The 18,260-nt window shown below is 35.1% G+C and carries 9 protein-coding genes and 1 pseudogene; 6 read left to right on the top strand and 4 right to left on the bottom strand.

The window, feature by feature from the left end; genetic code table 11:
* Nucleotides 1-416: 416 nt before the first annotated feature.
* A pseudogene (locus tag EHQ24_RS19490) lies at nucleotides 417-566 on the bottom strand (IS481 family transposase); the annotation flags it as partial.
* A 108-nt stretch (nucleotides 567-674) separates the two neighbouring features.
* Nucleotides 675-890 carry a hypothetical protein gene (locus tag EHQ24_RS19030; protein WP_135603175.1) on the bottom strand — a complete coding sequence of 72 codons (216 nt, stop codon included), beginning with the start codon at nucleotides 888-890 and terminating at the stop codon, nucleotides 675-677.
* A 464-nt stretch (nucleotides 891-1,354) separates the two neighbouring features.
* Between EHQ24_RS19030 and EHQ24_RS19025 the strand changes: the two genes are divergently transcribed.
* Nucleotides 1,355-2,323, top strand: coding sequence for a hypothetical protein (locus tag EHQ24_RS19025; protein ID WP_135603174.1), 969 nt, complete (start codon nucleotides 1,355-1,357; stop codon nucleotides 2,321-2,323).
* Nucleotides 2,320-5,691 carry a hypothetical protein gene (locus EHQ24_RS19020; protein WP_135603173.1) on the top strand — a complete coding sequence of 1,124 codons (3,372 nt, stop codon included), beginning with the start codon at nucleotides 2,320-2,322 and terminating at the stop codon, nucleotides 5,689-5,691. The genes EHQ24_RS19025 and EHQ24_RS19020 overlap by 4 nt, the downstream gene beginning before the upstream one ends.
* A gap of 55 nt (nucleotides 5,692-5,746) precedes the next feature.
* On the opposite strand, the gene EHQ24_RS19015 is transcribed toward EHQ24_RS19020, so the two are convergent.
* Nucleotides 5,747-6,832: a helix-turn-helix domain-containing protein gene (locus EHQ24_RS19015; protein ID WP_135603172.1), complete on the bottom strand. Its 1,086-nt coding sequence runs from the start codon at nucleotides 6,830-6,832 to the stop codon at nucleotides 5,747-5,749.
* Nucleotides 6,833-7,001: 169 nt separating this feature from the next.
* Here EHQ24_RS19015 and EHQ24_RS19010 point away from each other — a divergent pair, with 169 nt between their 5' ends.
* The 4 genes from EHQ24_RS19010 to recD all read left to right on the top strand — a co-directional run bounded on the left by EHQ24_RS19010 (nucleotide 7,002) and on the right by recD (nucleotide 17,704).
* The gene (locus tag EHQ24_RS19010) at nucleotides 7,002-8,720 is read left to right on the top strand and encodes an alpha/beta fold hydrolase (protein ID WP_135603171.1); all 1,719 of its coding nucleotides are present in this window, start codon (nucleotides 7,002-7,004) and stop codon (nucleotides 8,718-8,720) included.
* A 276-nt stretch (nucleotides 8,721-8,996) separates the two neighbouring features.
* Nucleotides 8,997-12,308, top strand: a complete 3,312-nt coding sequence (locus EHQ24_RS19005; protein WP_135603170.1) for an exodeoxyribonuclease V subunit gamma — start codon at nucleotides 8,997-8,999, stop codon at nucleotides 12,306-12,308.
* Nucleotides 12,309-15,920, top strand: a complete 3,612-nt coding sequence (locus EHQ24_RS19000) for a UvrD-helicase domain-containing protein (protein WP_135603169.1) — start codon at nucleotides 12,309-12,311, stop codon at nucleotides 15,918-15,920.
* Nucleotides 15,917-17,704, top strand: coding sequence for an exodeoxyribonuclease V subunit alpha (gene recD, locus EHQ24_RS18995; protein ID WP_135603168.1), 1,788 nt, complete (start codon nucleotides 15,917-15,919; stop codon nucleotides 17,702-17,704). The genes EHQ24_RS19000 and recD overlap by 4 nt, the downstream gene beginning before the upstream one ends.
* Here the strand turns inward: recD and EHQ24_RS18990 are convergent.
* Nucleotides 17,699-18,220, bottom strand: a complete 522-nt coding sequence (locus EHQ24_RS18990) for a nucleoside 2-deoxyribosyltransferase (protein WP_135603167.1) — start codon at nucleotides 18,218-18,220, stop codon at nucleotides 17,699-17,701. The genes recD and EHQ24_RS18990 overlap by 6 nt on opposite strands.
* Nucleotides 18,221-18,260 lie beyond the last annotated feature (40 nt).

The raw sequence follows: 18,260 nt of genomic DNA, 5'->3' as shown, positions 1-18,260 counted from the left end.
ATTCAGGTATAAATATATATACTCCTTAAATTAAATAAAGAGTCATATATGAATAATTAATATATCTTATATGAAATTCTGAAAAGGATTGGGGAAAAAAGCCGATTTAAAAAACTTTCAAATCAAAGCCATCGATGAACAAACAAAAGAAGTCGTTTCGCAGTGGAAAAATATGCTACTGAGGCAAATGTCACTCCATCTCAACAAAAAGAATTAAAAAGAATCTGACAAGATAAACTTCCACGGATTCATCTTATCTGATAAAAACGGTAGCTTCTTTTATTTAGGCCCAAAGATGACAACATCAGATTCAACTTCCGAGAATATAGATTATGTCGCATAATAGGTGATAGGTGTTTTGAGTGTACTCGTACATCCTTTACAGTTTTGTTTCTATACATGCTTTACAAAAAGGATCATAGAAATCCTGATTCAGACGTTAAATAGGATGGCATTGGGTTTTTAAAATGCAACAACTTTCCCGTACACAAGTCGATCACACCAAGGCTAACTACGTAAAAATGGATCTTCACATGCCTGTCCGAGATTTCCTCCAAGCCAACTTCTTTGTCGACTTTCACTGATGGTCAGCAGGTAAAAAATTTTGAATTCTTTCATGTGGCCTTAGATAATTGAATTCTTTTTGGAAGTCTCAAAAGGTTATCAAAACTTAATCAACTGACTGGATTTCTTTTTCTTACAATAACTAATTGCTCCAAAGATACAGAAATCACAGCTCCTTCCTCTAATTCAGAATTCAATGCAAGTAAAGACATTGCACATCTTTCTTTTGCTGCTTCACCAGTCTCTTCTTCATTCGGAAAAAAATTACCAAAACAAGAAAAAAGACTGATAATTGAAATAATGAGAATAAATCTAAAAACCACCATACATTCCTCCTGCAGTCATATTCGAGAGAGCATTTTTAGCAAATCTACCCGGTCGCATTACGAATCTTTCACGGTTTCTAGCGAACATTTTTTTTGCGAAGTTTTTCAGTTCTTCGCTTTCTTTAATTTATTTATCTGTCGGTGGATTTATTTTCTCTGTTTTTTTAAGAGTTCAGCCTTCTATTGTTGTAAGAAAAAGCCTTCACCTCGAAGGCCACCACAATAACAATTACGGATGAATTGTTTCTCAAATAAAACCTAATTAATTTCAAAGTTTGTCTTAAAGAATTCTATGATACTTGCCTTATTCAAAAATACTAATATTTGCGATGTGGATTTTAAGACGAAACATCTTTACTTGTAGTGATATTCATGGTGTTTGAATTCAAAATCACTTAAATAAAAAATAAATTGCCTAAAGAGGTATAGTTCTCAATTTGCATTAAAAGTTTTTAAGAAACAATATGCAAGAGATCAAAATCAACGTAACTAAAAACATACATAGAGATTCTATCATCACGGGATTTGAAAAAATTTTGTTCGAACGAGATTGTTTGGGTAATCTCTGGATTGGTTCCTGGAACCAAAGTCCTATACTTTATAAAAATGATGGAGTAGAAATTACTCGTTATGAATTTCCTATTGGAATTTATCTAGCAAGCGATAATCCTTTTCACTCCAATCTGGATACCGTTTCATTCGGGACTTCTAATTCGGTGATTTATTTCAACGATGACAAGTTTTCCAACCTACCTGCTCCAAAATTAACAAATTCCGCCCCTTATCAAATATTAAATATTGGTTTATATACTTATGTAATATTTGCCAACACAAGTGGAAGAAAACAAATCCATAAATGGAATGGAACACATTGGGAAATATTAAACTCAAAACTAGAATTTCAAAACCTGCGGAATCTAAATCAAATCAGTAACAACAGAATTTTAGTAACTGAAAATAATTTAGAAACAGCTTACATTCTAAATTTAGAAGGAAACTTGATATCGGAATTCTTAACCAGTGGAGCTCCGATGAATGTGAAAATCAACTCGGATAAAATCTTTTTATATTCCGATTCAAAGTTAGAAGTAAGAAACAAGGATGGTGAATTAAAACATATATTAGATTTATATGATGAGGCAATGAAATCTTATTTTGGATCTTATTTAGAATTTCTTGACATTTCCATTCATGATCATTCAAACCTTACTTTACTCCTCAAAGAACGAAACAAAACCCCATCGGAAAAACACTTATTAAATTTTAATTTAGATACACTAACCTTAACACAACACCCCTTGTATCATAAAATCACTCCCGATTTAAATGTTCTAAGATTTGAAAAAGACAATTCAGGAGACCTATGGTTTAAAATTTTCGGAAATCACTATTCGGAATCATTTTATATTATCAATCAAGAATTAGCGTCATGAAACAAAACACAAAACTAAACTTACAAAAAGCAGATTTTTACTCTGGGAACCTAAAAGAAATCATCATGGATCGGATGTTGGTTTTCCAATCCTTAAAAGATCGTTTTTCAAATGTGGTCAATCAAAAAAACAAATTCGACCAAAGTTTTCTAAAAGACTTCGAATCCATGTATGGTTTTCAACCTGGAAAAGAAATTTTAGAATGGGAAAATTTGAAAAAAGCTTATAAATCCATTATGTATGAAGTAAGCGATGTTTGGAATATGATCGATCACCACTCCGCCGAAGAAGAAGAAATGGAGGAAAATGAAGAAGGTGGTTTTGAATATGCTATCTCTTCTACAGAAAGATTAATCAAAATAAAGGATCCTGAAGAGGTTCTTTCTTGGTTAGTTGGAACTTATAGCGGACTTATGTTTTTATTCAATGGTTCTTATGCCTTTGCCTCTGACGGTGGTGGCGATACCTGTTGGATCAATCTACTACCAAATGAAAAGGAATCCATAGAAGTAAACCATTACAACCATGAGATCGGAGTTTTAGAAAATTTGCCGTATTTTTCGATTAGCCATTTTATTGCAGATAATTGGACTAATGAAACTAGCGAAAGTTATAATGACGAAGAAGATGAGGAATTTGAAGAAATAAATTCAGACAAAAAAGAAAAAGAACCAATTTTAGTATCCAATATTAAAGATAGTCTGATTCGATCTTTCGAAAAGGAAGCTATTAAAATTTATGAAAACAAACCTATCTATCATAATTCATTAGATATGTTTGAACGATCAGCATGGTTACTCGGGCATAGTTATGGTGACCCCGCCTATGCATTTACCGAAAAGTTAGCAGATGCACCCTATTATACTACTTGGGAGGAGGAAAAACCAGAAATCAAAAAATATCCAAACTTGGCTGCTTATTGGATCATCCACCACTTCTATCTCAAAAATGACGATGCATGTAGAGAGACCATCAAACTTGCAACTAAATCGAAAGGGAAAATTATCCCAATACTTAGTAAACATATACTTGGTTATTTGGATGGAAACTTAAAAACTCTGTTTAATGTTCCATCTGAAAAAGTAGAAAAAATTAGAACCCAAACATTTGGTAATGCCGATCCAAAACAAATTGAACCAAAAAATGTCCAGTTATACAACGATAGTTTAGGGTTATCGAATCTCAAAACCATTTCCAAAAAAGAGTTAGAATCTAGAATGAAAACAGATTCAGACCTTTTTCAATTAATAGAAGAATATCCAGATGATGTGACAACACATGATACCATTCTAAAAGAAATATCCAAAAAAGATCCTAACCTAAAAAGAGTCATTGAAGACTATTTTAGAGAACGAATGGATAGTGCTTATAATACTTGGCCATACAATCCAGAAAAATTAGAAAAACGACTTTCTACTGTGATCAATGCTGCCTTTCGACAAGGGCTGAAGTATGATGCAGACAATAAAAAGGCTTTCTGTGGAATCACAAAAACGATCGGCATGTTGGATGATGACAAAGCAATGGTTTCCTTAAGGGAAGCAGTTCACAAACTCAAACAAGATGATCCAAGAATGGAATATGTTGTAGAGGCTTTAATCAATAGTGATCATAAAGAATCGAAATCCATATTAGCTGATGCGGCACGGCGTACTTTCGAGACCCTTGACAATGTAAAAGAAATCAATCAAAAGGTTCAAAAAGAAGGCCCTACACTAAACAACATTTTCACCGTCTACACTCATTTGAACGAAGCTTTACAAGAAAGAATCCTAACTTTAGATGAAGTCTCTGTTGAATTAATTAAAAAACTTTTTACTTATCGTGACCATTTTAAATACTTTGGAACGAGTGTAGGAAGTGCTTTTGCTGTATGTGCTCATTTAGGTTTAAATGAACATATTGGAATCATTGAGGATTATTTAAAAAAGAGTTTTCAAATCAAAGGGAGAGATAGGGGCTCCTATTTGGAATTACGTCTAATCATTAATATCTCCGAAGCTGCCATTGCTTGGGCGAAAATGGAGCCAGAAAAAGCAAAACTAGAACTCTCCAAATTTTTCACAGGAGTTGATGAATCAAATGATCCTGGAATTGCGATCGACCTAAAGGCATGTTATATGGCAGGCCTATTGTTTTTGGAACCAGATAATAAAGAATATACGAAATTTGCAGAACGAATTTTAGGGAACAAAGGGGATCAGGTTCGAGTTTACGGAATCATTCGTTGTATCAAAAAACAGAAACTATACAAATTCAAAGATTACCTTTGGTATCATATCTATGCTGATCCAAATCCAATGGTTGATTATTCGTGGAGTTATATTGAAGTAGAAGCTAGGAGTGCTTGGGAAACACTCACTGGTACTGAGGCACCTAAATTTGATGATTCCGATGAGTATGCTTCCACACTTTCCAAAAAGAAAACCTTATTACCAGAGGCAATCCTCCATCCAGAAAAGTATAGTATCCAACATGTATTCGAAAAAATTCAAGAAAACAAATACAAACATGAGGATGTTGTGCGTTATGGCGGACCATGGCTTGTTGAATCTCTAAGATATTCCTTGGATGAATATAAATATTCTGGTTCTTACGATCGATGGAAAGCCATCAAAGCCCTATTCATTCAGGGTCGAGCTGTGTATCCATATTTTATAGAAATCTTCAATCTACCTTACGTAGCTCCTTCTTGGAAGGCTTATCTATTACAGTTCATGAGAGTGATGGAACCTGAGTCTATCAAATGGAATCAGATTTTTAAAATGGATTCAAATACAATCAAAACACAATTGGAAAACCCAAGTCCTGAATGGTATGTATGGCAGGATTTACTTGCGGCTCGACTTTTTTTGTTAGATGGAGTATCTTCTTTTGAAATTATTTCGCAAGTGATTAAAAATCGATTAGATATGACAAATCATTACTCATACGATTCCAGTATCTATGAAGAAAGTTTAGGACTACGACTACCACTTCTCCTTCGATGGTTTGGGAAAAAAGGAGATGATTTGATCCAAAAACATTGGAAAGAAACAAAACCAAATTCAGAGACACGTACGATGTTTGATATGGCAGCCAGACGAAATTTAGAAAATCAAATTCCAACAATGCCAAAAATAGAAGAACCAGGCATTCTACTCACCTTTTATCCAGAAAACAGAGAATATGGTTGGCATACATGGATTCATATGACTCCCGATGTAGTTAGGTTCGGGACCAATGAGTTTCATTTACATTCTGTATTACCCGATTCCAAAACAGAATCTAGTATTACAAAAGCAGGAGAACATTTAGAGATGATCTGGAAAATGGCATTTACTTTAGGATATACAGTTTCTAATAAAAAACCCAAAACAAAGAAATAAAAACGAAAAAAGTCCCCATCATCTTTTATATTAAATTTTGGGGATTTTATAACCTTTACCCTTTCCCCACTAACTTCGCATATTCGCTTGGTGACATTTTTTTCAAGGACTTAAAGGCTAAATTAAAATTAGCTTTCGAATTAAAACCAACTTGGTACGCAAGTGACAACAGGTTGGCTTTTGGATTTCCTTCTATCAATTTACATATTTCTGTTATGCGATATTCGTTCACCAACCTGTTAAAATTCATACCAAGATAGGCATTGATGTATTCACTCAGTTGGTAATCTTTGATTCCTAACTTTTCGGCAAGAGATGCTAAATTCAAATCTTCTTCGCGGTATACAAATTCTACATTGAGTAAAGTATCTAAATCATGTTTTAACTTTTCTAAGTTTAAATTTAAAATTCGTGAAGTCCGATAAGACTGACGAAGTTCTGGTAATAGATCTTTAAACAACTGATGGTTGATTTCTGTACCAATAAAAGCAACCACTGCCATAAGAGTTGCAAGTCCTGCTGTAAAATAAATCCCAGCATGCCAACGAAAGAATGTACTAAAGAAGATAAAACTGGCAAATGTAATGTTGCCCTTTAGTATCATTCCTAAAACTTGTACGCCGAGTTTTGCTTCTTTGTTTGGATTATTATATAGGATCATTCGGTATTGGTAAATCATCCAAACAAAAGTACTAACCCAATAGATACAGCCAACACCAGAAATGATTTCTGGGATAGAAAAGGAAGCCCCCGTAAAACTTTGATTCATCGATTGAAGAAGGAGGTGAGGTGCTGTCATTTGTAAAATGAGAAGCAGGAAAATCACAAGGAAAGTAGGATACAATCGGCGAAGTTTTCCTAAAACAATGGGTTCTGGACTTAGGAATTGTTCGATCGTGTACTGCATACTGCCAGGGATCAAAAAAATAATGGGGACGTAACCATGATTCAAAATGGATGTTTGAAATTCGTAACCAACATACAAACGATAGGCGTAAATGATCAAAATCCCACCAGAAAATGCGGCAACCATGGCAAAGGGAAAACCTTTGGAGCCCTTCTCTTTTACTAAAATCCCGATCCCTAAAATGAAATGATACCAAGCCCCAAACTGGAGCCACGAACCAAAAAACTCGAACATGTTGCAAAATTCGGACAAAATGCACGGATACGTCAACCCTTTGGATGCTTTCCGTCCAAAGAATTAGTACAAAATCATGATATTAGACCTAAAAATTCGTCCAAAATCGCCATCTTAGACGCCAATTGGGCGTATTCATGGTAAATTTGAGGCAATTCAGAGGCGAACTATGAAAAAGCAAAAAATCTATCGTCTGCTATTGCCACTTGGGATCTTCCTCATTGTGGCTTGCGGGCAAAACGGAAACCAAAATAAAGACAACGCAGCCGTACTAGGCGTGTTAAACGAAACTACTTCGAATGCTTCAGCATCACCGGAAGCTCTCCAGTTAAGTAACGCTGCTAATGCAAGAGACATTCAAACAGCATTTGCAAATGAAAATGATGGAAGTTTTACCTTCAACGACAACATTTCTTTTTTAAGTAATGATGGAGTTAAAATTACAGGGAATCTTTTCATTCCTAAATCAGGAACAGGCCCCTTCCCTGCTGTGATTTTTGTAAATAGTTGGGCTCTCAATGAGTATGAATACATCGTTCCGGCAGCCAAACTTGCAAAAAAAGGATATGTAGTATTTAGTTATAATACAAGAGGATTCGGAACATCTGGTGGACTGATTAACGTTGCAGGACCAAAAGATATGGAAGACCTTTCGAAAGGAATTGATTTCCTTCTTGCAAATGCTCCAGTCAATCCAGCAAACATTGGTATTGCGGGAATTTCTTATGGTGCAGGCATTTCATTATTAGGACTAAGCAAAGAACCTAGAATCAAAACCGCTGTTGCCATGAGTGGATGGGGAAGTTTACCTGATTCACTTTATGGAAACCAATCACCAAGACTTGTTTGGGGACTACTTCTTGTCACCGCGGGTTACATCACAGGAAGAATGGATCCAATTATTGCTGAAAACTTTGGAAAACTATTAGATACAAGAGATGTAGCAACTGTATTAGCCTGGGCAAGCCAAAGATCACCTAACAGTGCAGTCAATGCTCTTAATGCGGCAGGAAAACCGGTTTATATTTCAAACAACTCACAAGACAATTTATTCCAACCAAATCAAATCCTTCCTTATTTTGAACAGTTAACCGTTCCAAAAAAGTTAGATTTGAACAACGGGATTCATGCGACTGCGGAAATTGGTGGGATCCTTGGTCTTGATAACTATGTTTGGACCAATGCTTATGACTGGTTTGATTATTGGTTGAAGGGAGTTCAAAATGGAATCATGACTAAACCGAAAGTTTCCATTCAGAAACGTTTTTCTTCATCCAGAGTTACCTACTCTGCTTGGCCCAATCCAAATAAAGTGGAACGAACTTACCATTTAAGACCAATGGGCCTATTGACTCCTGGTAAAATTACAACCACTGCGAATACAACGAACGGCAACGATACCATCCTTTCTGGTGGAACCAGTGCCACAACCGGTGTCCCTCTTCTTTCAGAAATTTTGGACGGAGCAGTATCTGTTCCTGTAACAACCAATGTCAATTTGATTGATCGCACCAATGCAATGGTTTATATTTCCGATCCATTGACAAGTGTCCTCAAAATACGCGGGCGTACTTTTTACAAAGGAAGAATCAATAGTTCAGACACAGCACCTCATGTTGTGGTCTATCTCTATGAAGTTGACTTTTGGGGAACGGGCAAACTGATCTCTCATGGAACAGCAACCTTATTTGGTGTGAAAGGAAAAGATACAGATTTGAATGTTGATTTACAAGCAGTAGCTCATGATTTTCCTGTAGGAAGTCGCCTTGCACTTGCGATTGACAACATTGATCCAATGTATGCAGTCCCAAAACCTATTTCTTTGTATACAACAACATTTAAACACAGTACTTCCACAGCATCCACTCTTCGTTTTGAAAGTGAATGATCGAAGTAAACAATCACTTAAGTTGAACCATATTCACCTATAAATCGTTAGTTCATTTATTGGGAGAGGGTTTCCTCTCCCCGTTTTTCTAAAAAATATATGAATTCTAACGCCCCGGATAGTAGCGAAAATCCTTTCGCCAAAGCGAAAGATTGCAGCGGATAGCCGGAAATGGCGCCCCACTCTTTTCATTTTCCTAAATTTAAACTTGATTAAGAATAGACTTTGGTGGTTACGAGTCAAGAATCAGTATGATTTAAGAAAAAGGGAAACCCGTTGCCAATACATTATTATGCTGGCCTCCATTTGTTGGATATCACTACCGAACTTGGAAAACAAATTCAGGAAGACCAGAAAAAAAATCCACTAAAACGACCGCTAGTTGTTGTTCCCAATCAAAATTTAATCCCATGGTTACGATTAAACCTACCAAAACTCAATCCAGCGCAAATTTCACTAAATATTGAGTTTACCTTTTTAGAAAAAGCGATTTTAAAAATTATATTCCAGTCTTTGAATATACAATCTTACGAAGAAGATACAGCTCTTTATCAATACGATACCTTAAGAAAAGATTGTTTTTTCCTCCTCTATCAAAAACAAAAAAAAATCTTAAAAGATTTTCCAGAAATTGAAACTTACTTAGAAGAAATTCCAAAATTGTATTACCTCTCCGATGTCCTTACCAAGTATTTCAAAGATTATGAATTGAATCGAGAAGAATGGATCAAGGACTGGTTGGATCTAAACAAAGAAAAAAAATCCATTCCGAATGAATTAAAAAAAGATCCGTATTGGGGATTAGAAAAACAAATATATACTGAAATTTTTAAAGATTCATCCAAACCAAAAAATCTATTTCGATATTTGGAAGAAGGGAAAACCTTGCCACTGAGTGGCGACTTACATTTGTTTTGCCTTTCGAATTTATCTGGAACGTATATTGATTTTTTAAAAGAAACCGCCACCGACGAAAACTCGAAATTTAATATCCATATTTACCAATTCCATAACGGAAAAATCATAGGAAAACCTTCAGAAAAAAACAAAAACTACTTATCTAAATTTTCTAAACCACAATCCTACTTAGCAAAAGAATTTGCTAAAGATAAATACAATAAACAAAAATCAAAATTTGTTAGCGGTGGGATGTTATCGAAGTTAAAAGCGTTTTTATTAGAAGAATCTCCAAAAGACGAGAACTATCTTGAAGATCAAACCGTCAGGGTTTGGAATGCTCCTTCAGTATATCGAGAATTAGAATCGATTGCCCATGATATACTTGGCAAAATTAATCTAAGCAAAGGCAAACTTAGTTTGCTTGATTTTGCAATTCTTGTTCCTGATATGAACGAATATCGTTCTTCCGCAGAATGGGTGTTTGATGGCGGAATATACACTTCTCAAAAAAAAGAAGGTTCACCTAAATTACTCAGAATCCCCTACTCAATTACAGATTTAGTGGCCAAAGACAGTTCGAAACTATATTCGGCATTATCTACCTTGTTTCGTTGTATAACCAACAATCGATTTGAAAAAGATGACATTCATTCTCTATTCAAAAATCCTCTCATTGTAAAAGGAAACGAAGAAGACGAAACTTCTACTCTAAAAGTTTTGGAATTAATTGATTCTTTAGGTTCAATTTATGAAGAAGGAAAGCAATACAACCCGTATACAATTTCCTTCGGTCTCAAACGTGCTGTAGTGTCTATGATTTCAGATTCTGATAGTGCCTGGGCAGAAACAGAAATTGTGACTAAAGAAATTTCTTCTGACCAAACGGTGATCCAATTTGTAGAAATTTGGAATCGAATTCAAAAAATCCAATCAACTTTGAAAGAGAGAATCTTAAAAACTCCGAAAGAAGAACGTTACTTCATTTTAGAATCTTTATTCCAGGAATTATTTTACTTCGAAGATGATTTGGAAAATGAACGTAATTTTTTAAATCAATGGTTACGTGCTGTTTCTTCTTGGTGTCATCAAGATTGGAACCAAACCAAAGATTTTTTAGAGATGATATCCTTAATCACGGAAGAGGTTTTTTCGAACATACCAATGCAACGAGGAAACTATTTAACCGAAGGTGTTACCGTTTCCCTTTTACAACCAATGCGACCTATTCCTTTTTTACATGTATATATCGCAGGATTAGGTGAAGGAAAATTTCCTGGTTCCGTGGATAGATCTAGATTCAATTTACGTAGATTCGATTCCAAACCTTGGGATCTCAACCGCAGAGAAATCCAAGAATCACTTTTTTGGGAATCAATTCTTTCAGCAGAAGAAAGTATTACCTTTTCCTATGTTGGTAAAAACACATTGGAAGATAAGGAATTTGAACCCTGTTCCACTCTTTTCGAAGTGATGACCACAATGGGGATCAAAGAAGCAGTCGAATTACCACTAACATCATACAGTCGATTTTATGATTCAAACCCCATCCCTTCTTTTGACTATGTTCGAAACATTAAAAATCTTAGAGGGATCAACCAAAATCTACAAAACCCAAACTTCACAGATCCAAATTCTCTGGTCACTTCGGAGACAGGCCAAAGAACACAAAATGAAATTTCGATCCAACAATTAACAAATGGATTAAAAAACCCAATTTTAAGTTCTTTATCTGAAAGCCTTGGAAAAGTTTGGGAGGAAGAGGAAGAACTCGAAGCAGAACCTTTCCAATTGAATCACTTAGAAATTTTTACGATCAAAAAAGTTTTTATACCCATCTTTACTGAATCTTTAGTGACTGAAAAAGAATGGAATTGGGATAGGAAAAGAATTCAAGCTCATTTAGAAGAATACACTCACAAAAAAGAAAATGAAGCAGAGTTCCCTTACGGAGCCTTTCATATTGTATCTTCCAAAATTTTATTGGATGAGTTAGAGATGATCACGGAACGATTTCGTTTTCTAAAGGAATCACTTTTCCATTCAGATGATCAATTAAAATACTTAAAAGCCGTTTCTATTGGTGACACAGGGCTAAGGAATTGCAGGAAAATGGATTCTTACCAAATAACGGACGTTCACTCCATCATTGGAGAATGGGAAAATCTGATCGAAAAAGATGGGGTTTTTTACTGGTTTCATTCGGGAAGTTTGTACGACAAACCGAAACAACCAAATGAACATCTCAAAGATTATTTAGGCAAAATGGCAAATGTATTTCTAAGTGCTTGTTTATTTCGTACTATAGACAAAAAACTTGTGATCCTTCCTGTTAATTCACGAGATTTTAAAAATGAAAGTTTCTTAGACTTTTCGAATCTTCCTATATCTGGTTGCAAATCTTATCTCAATTCAGTTTACCAGTTGGTTACGGATACAACTCCCAAGTACATTCCTAATGCAGGTCTGAATCTATTCTTTTCGAAACATCCATTTGAGGAATTAGAAAAAAATCCTGATACGATTGATCCTTTATGGAAAGAGTTTCTTCTAGAAGAATCAGAAACAGTTTTACATTTTGAAAATAAACTAATGAAACTTTCTCCGTATACAAAAACGTTATTGGATGAATTCTCACTCTGTTCCGCATGGACATTTTTTTTACCTCTTCTTAAGAAAGGATTCCAATAAATGGATCATCCATTAGCACAAAAATCCAAGTTTATTGAAGCCTCTGCAGGAACAGGAAAAACCCACCTTATCATGCAAATGTTAGGTGAGATTATGGAGTTTGATGTAAAAAACAACGTAACTGAAAATCGAATTCTTAACACACTCATCCTTACTTTTACGGAAAAAGCTGCCGGTGAATTAAAAGCAAGGCTCAAAACAAAAATTCTAGAACTAATCAATTCTGGAGAGAATCCAGCTTTTTATCGATACTTAAGGGACTTGGATCAAGTTTCCATTTCGACCATCCATGGTTTTTGTAATATGGTTTTGAAAGAATACCCAATTGAAACGGGAAACAATCCTAACTTTCGACTAACAAACACAGAGGAAATTGTTAACAATAGTTTTTATCAATTAAAAAGAAACCATTGGGGTGGAAAAGAAAAATCAGAACTTGCCAATATTCTTATCGAGTCACAAACCTTAGAAAATGAATCTTCGATTACCTTTGCCGTATCAAAACTTTTATCAAATACCAAAAACTATTATTTCCCGAAAAGTTTGACCTTGGAAGAAAGATTTAACTCTCCAAATATAGAAGTCCTTTTACCAAATCTAAAACAACTGATTCTATCACTACAAGGATCGGTCGGAGAATCCATCCTAAACCAAGGGGACAAAAGAACTTTAAATAAGTGGATAGAGAATTGGGGTTCTTTAAACTCTTTGGCGTTAGCCATTGAATCGAAAGATTTAAAAACACTAAGATCCGAATTACAAAGGATTAGCAGTTTGCAGCGAACCTCGGAAGGATTAGTTTACCAAGGATTCGCTTATTTTTTGTTAATTGGAAAGAATATTGTTAAAAATCTAAGCAAAGAAGCTGAGGTTGTTCAATCGCAAATTACAAACCTAATCGCCTTACTTGAAGAAACCTTTCCCATTGGCGAAATAGATTTGGACGAAAAGTGGTTCTTACAAGAAACCGTTTTCCAATTGGTTGAAGATTCTAAACTACAATTAAAAACAAACGATGCACTGACATATGACCAGATGATTCTAAAAGTGTATGAATCCGTGGTGACTTCCCCTAACCCATCGCTCATCACTTCATTAAAAGAACGTTACCAAGTATGTATTTTAGATGAATTTCAAGATACAGACAAAAACCAATACCAAATTTTTCGTTCTCTTTTTATGGATCCAAAAGACAAAAATCGCATGTTGTTTTGTATTGGCGATCCCAAACAAAGTATTTATGGATTTAGAGGAGCAGATATTGGAATTTATTTGGAAGCAGCTCGTGACTTTGAAAATACCAAAGACAGCTTATCAACTAATTACCGTTCCACCAAAGAAATCATCGAAGGGTTAAATCTTCTTTTTTATGATAAAACCAAACCATTGGGCGAAACTAGTTTTTTCCCAATCGAAGAACCAGGATCAAAAAAAGAAAACTACCAATACCATCCTGTAAATCATCCAGATATTTCGGAAATTAAATATCGTTATACGGACCCAGCCGAATTTGGAATCCATGTCATCCAATATCCAGAGAAGTTTTCTAATGTAAGTCGAGTTAGATCCGAGTGGGCAGAATCAATCAAAAATGAAATTTTATCTTTCCAACAAAATAAACAATCCTTATCTTTTTTTAAAAAAGACAACTCTGGCCCTAAAGAGATAAAATTAAAAGACATCGCTATATTGTGCGGTAATAAAAAGGAAACAGAACTTGTAGAAAAGGTTCTATCAAAAGCAGGAATCCCCTGCTCCATATACAAACAAAGGGGAATTTTCCAATCGGAAGAAGCAGATCAAATTGAAAACCTGCTAGAATGTTTATTAGATTCGAATAGCTCTCGTTCTTATAAAAGAATCCTTTTTTCTGAATTATTCGGTGTGCGGTCAGAAAATTTATCAAAATACAATGAACATTCTATTGATTCCTATGAAAAATCTTTAATCGATATTTGGCTGAAACTAATACGAGATAATCGATATGCCGCATTCTTTCGATCTGTAATGGATGAAACCAAGGTTCTCTGGGGTCATGAAATGAAAGATTTGGAATGGGAAAGGAAAAGAACCAATTATAGACAGATCTTCCAAAGATTACTTGAGTTCCAAATTAAATCCGATGCAAACCTTAGTGAATTGTTGGATGAGTTACGTGAACTCAAAAAGAAAAAATCCTCACCTGAAGAAGAACCACTTTTTGATCGCGAAACAGAAGATGATGCCGTTCAGATTCTTACTATCCATGCTTCCAAAGGGTTAGAATGGCCCATTGTCTTTTTGTATTATTTTGGAACCAGGCCTCAAAGTTTAAACAATTATGAATACCCAACACAAATCGAAGAGAACCACAAAACAGAAAGAAGGTGGATCTTAAACCTCTGGGATTCTAAAGCCGGAAAACAATTGGAGTTTCAACATTTTCTAAACGAACAAAAACGCCTTCTTTATGTTGCCCTCACCAGACCAAATCTAAGATTGTATATACCAAAACTATCTTGGGGGACTGACTTCACCAAAAAAACCGGATATGGAAGCATCTTATACAAAGAACTAGAACGAATTCAGGAATCCAACTTAAACCGTCAAACAGAAGGAAATTATTTTTTATTTCGCAATCAACCAAAATCCAATGAATTTGAACCATCGAATAACAAAAACCAACCATCGCAAGTTGAGGCGAAGAACCTGAATCCTATATTCCTTCCCATAGAAATCAAATCAGGAAGAATACTCTTACAACATAGTTATACAAGTTTACAAACCTCGCAAAATACTCTGAATAAAACAAACGAAGAGAATTCAAAAGAAATTGAAGAACCTTTAGAACCAGAACCAACCAAAACAAAAACTGATTTACCATCCAGTTCTAAAGTAGGGAATTTTCTCCATCGCATACTAGAGTTATGTGATTTTTCTATTTTTGAACTCCCACTTAAATCCATACTCGAACATCCTTCTTGGATCTGGGCCTATACGGAATCTTTTAAACAATATCCCATTCAAACAAAACTAAATGCAGAAGAACCTTTGGACTTAATTGTTGTGAAAGTTTTGAAACGAGCCATGACTGCAGAAATAACGCTCGCCGATGAAGGAACCTTTTCACTCAGCCAGTTGAAACCAGAAGAAAGATCTTCTGAATTAAAATTCCATCTGTACGTCCAAAAAATGTTAGAGGACTCGGAAGTTAAACTAACACCTGGATTCGAAAATTATCTAAAAGGGGCGATCGATTTAGTTTTTTGCAAAAACGGGAAATACTATATAGCAGATTACAAGTCCAATCTTTTGCCAAATGAAAACTATGATACAAATGCAGTAACATCTGCGGTAATAGAAAAAGGATATCTAATCCAAAAATCAGTGTATGCTCTCATTCTCTATGATTACCTCTCTTCACTTTACGGGGAAGAACTTGCATTGAATCGTTTCGGTGGAGTTTATTATCTATTTCTTCGTGGAATGGGGATCGCAAAAAATACTGGGATTTATTCGGACCTCAAATCATCACAAACGGAATGGAATTCGGAAACTTTCGCTAATATACGGAAAGAAATTTTATCATACATTCGTGATGCTTCCGTTAGTTTGGAGAAATTATATTTATGAAACAAAGAGAATTGCTTTATTTAGAAATCGCAAAAGAAATCATCTCATACTTTCCCCACATACCCAAAGATCATGAAAATTTAATTGCAAAACTTGTTGAAACAAATCAAAACGGAGATCTCTATTTATCTTCATTCGATTCTCCTGCGATTATAAATTTTAAAAGCCAGTTTCCATTCCATTTAGAAACGGCTGGGGACGAAAAAAGACTTTTTTTTCAAAAAACATACAAAGAAAAACTGCACTTTGAATTGGCAATCAAACGTTTATTAACAAACCGTAAAAATGACCATATATCTATTACCCTTGATCCTACAAATATAGAACCAATGATTTCAATGTTGGAATCATACTTTAGGAATCCACTGGCAATGGAACAAAAACAAGCAGTGATTGAATCAATCACCGGACTTTTTCGCGTCATTGCAGGAGGTCCAGGAACAGGGAAAACCACCGTTGTTTCATTCATATTAAAGTTGTTAGATGAACTCGCAAGATTGCCACACCCAAGTCGAATTGCCCTTGTTGCACCTACAGGCAGAGCTGCTCAAAGGCTTACAGAATCCATTCAAAAAAATTTGAGTTTTTTCCCGAACACGAATGAACTGACTTCTTCTTTAAGAGGACAAACTGTTCACAATCTTTTAAAGATATTCCCAAACGACCCAAAACCGTATTACGGAGAAAAACGGTATCTTCCATTTGATCTCATTATCATGGATGAAACATCAATGGTGGATTTAAAACTGATGAATCTTTTTTTGGATTCAATCAGTGACGATACGCATTTAATTTTACTCGGAGATCCAAACCAACTGCCATCCGTAGGGCAAGGAGAAGTTTTAGCAGACTTACTGAAAGAACTAAGAAAACAAGGACAGTTTGTTTCTGAATTAAAAACCAATCATCGATCTTCGGCTTCTTCAGAGTTCAGCATATTTGCAGAACTTGTAAAAGATTCTTTTGAAAAAACAAATACAAATCCCGAGTTCCCTACTCCAAAAGTAATAGAACCTAATCAAATGAACAAGGCGGATGATTTCATCTGGTTACAGAAAGAAAAACCAATTCCTACCAATCCTTCTGTTTATCACGACTGGAAAGGTGACGACCTCATTCAATTTTTATGGAAAGATTTTTTTCTTCCCACCGCGATCAAGTCTTTGGATTTTCAATGGCAGATAGAAGATCTCTTAAATCCCGAGAATAAAAATAGGTTAGATGAATTAATTTCCGAATACCGGTGTTTGACTATTTTAAGAAACGGGTATTACGGAATCGATTCTATACAGACGAGGATTTTAAATCTCGCAAAAAAACAACTTACATCGCAAAATAACTCGCCAAACATAGAATACAGGCATTTGGCTAAATCTTTTTACTTCCAAGGAATGCCTATCATCATCAAAAGGAATGATCAAATTAGAAAACTTTTTAATGGTGATATTGGCCTTGTATTAAAAATTAACTCTGAACTTAGAGCAGTATTTCCTATCGAAAATCGTTTGTATTCTTTTGCTTTGGACACCTTACCCGAACATGAAGCGGCATTCTTTTTGACCGTTCACAAAAGCCAAGGATCCGAATACAATACCATCTTATTGTATCTCCCCCCAATCTTTTCTTTTGATTCCGATTCCGAAGAAATCCCCCTACTCAATCGTAGGATACTCTATACCGCAGTAACAAGAGCCAAAAAAAAAGTAATCCTTATGGGGGACTACCAAACTTGGAATTTAGGCCTAACAACATTTCGAAAAAGAAATACAGGCGTTGAGTTATGACAGAGTTTTTAGAAGTTTCAAAACAGACTCTAAATTTCCCAAAACCAAGCTACCTCCGGAATGTATCATTGAAAATTCCAACATTAAGTTGATACTATTTCCAAAATCTTCATTTACCAAAAATCCATCATTATCTATCATATAACCAGAATCATGTGGCTTAGTCGGAATTCTGGAGTTTACAATTTCAGGAAGTGATCGTTTATCATTCAAATACCCAAAAACTATTTTTCTTTTTGCGAAAGCGTAACCGATCTCGAAAGATGTTCCATCATCAACACATGCGCCTCGAAAGGGATTACAGTTGGCAATGACTATATCAGAACGATCAATGATAGAAATGTTTTCTAAAAAGATCTGATTTGCTCTATCAAGTAATTGTTTATCTGTCACTTCACCATCAAAGGGAGTTAAGGCACGATACCCAAATGATGCGCAGAGAGTTTTCGCTTTATTAAGAACTTCCAAAGCATTCGCCAGAAAAACATCCGGGCCCGCAAGATAAATAGTCTGCATAATGAATTCTATCTGGAGCCGAAAGAAAATTCAAAGAATT

Origin of the sequence: Leptospira noumeaensis, from assembly GCF_004770765.1 — a bacterium.
In the GTDB taxonomy this organism is placed as follows: domain Bacteria; phylum Spirochaetota; class Leptospiria; order Leptospirales; family Leptospiraceae; genus Leptospira_A; species Leptospira_A noumeaensis.
The sequence above is the reverse complement of the archived record's forward strand: the minus strand, read 5'-3'. Positions and strand labels throughout refer to the sequence as shown.

Bases quoted from the DNA above. Each gene is read 5' to 3' on its own strand.
- EHQ24_RS19030 (WP_135603175.1), bottom strand. From the start codon at position 890: ATGGTGGTTTTTAGATTTATTCTCATTATTTCAATTATCAGTCTTTTT.
- EHQ24_RS19025 (WP_135603174.1), top strand. From the start codon at position 1,355: ATGCAAGAGATCAAAATCAACGTAACTAAAAACATACATAGAGATTCT.
- EHQ24_RS19020 (WP_135603173.1), top strand. From the start codon at position 2,320: ATGAAACAAAACACAAAACTAAACTTACAAAAAGCAGATTTTTACTCT.
- EHQ24_RS19015 (WP_135603172.1), bottom strand. From the start codon at position 6,832: ATGTTCGAGTTTTTTGGTTCGTGGCTCCAGTTTGGGGCTTGGTATCAT.
- EHQ24_RS19010 (WP_135603171.1), top strand. From the start codon at position 7,002: ATGAAAAAGCAAAAAATCTATCGTCTGCTATTGCCACTTGGGATCTTC.
- EHQ24_RS19000 (WP_135603169.1), top strand. From the start codon at position 12,309: ATGGATCATCCATTAGCACAAAAATCCAAGTTTATTGAAGCCTCTGCA.
- recD (WP_135603168.1), top strand. From the start codon at position 15,917: ATGAAACAAAGAGAATTGCTTTATTTAGAAATCGCAAAAGAAATCATC.
- EHQ24_RS18990 (WP_135603167.1), bottom strand. From the start codon at position 18,220: ATGCAGACTATTTATCTTGCGGGCCCGGATGTTTTTCTGGCGAATGCT.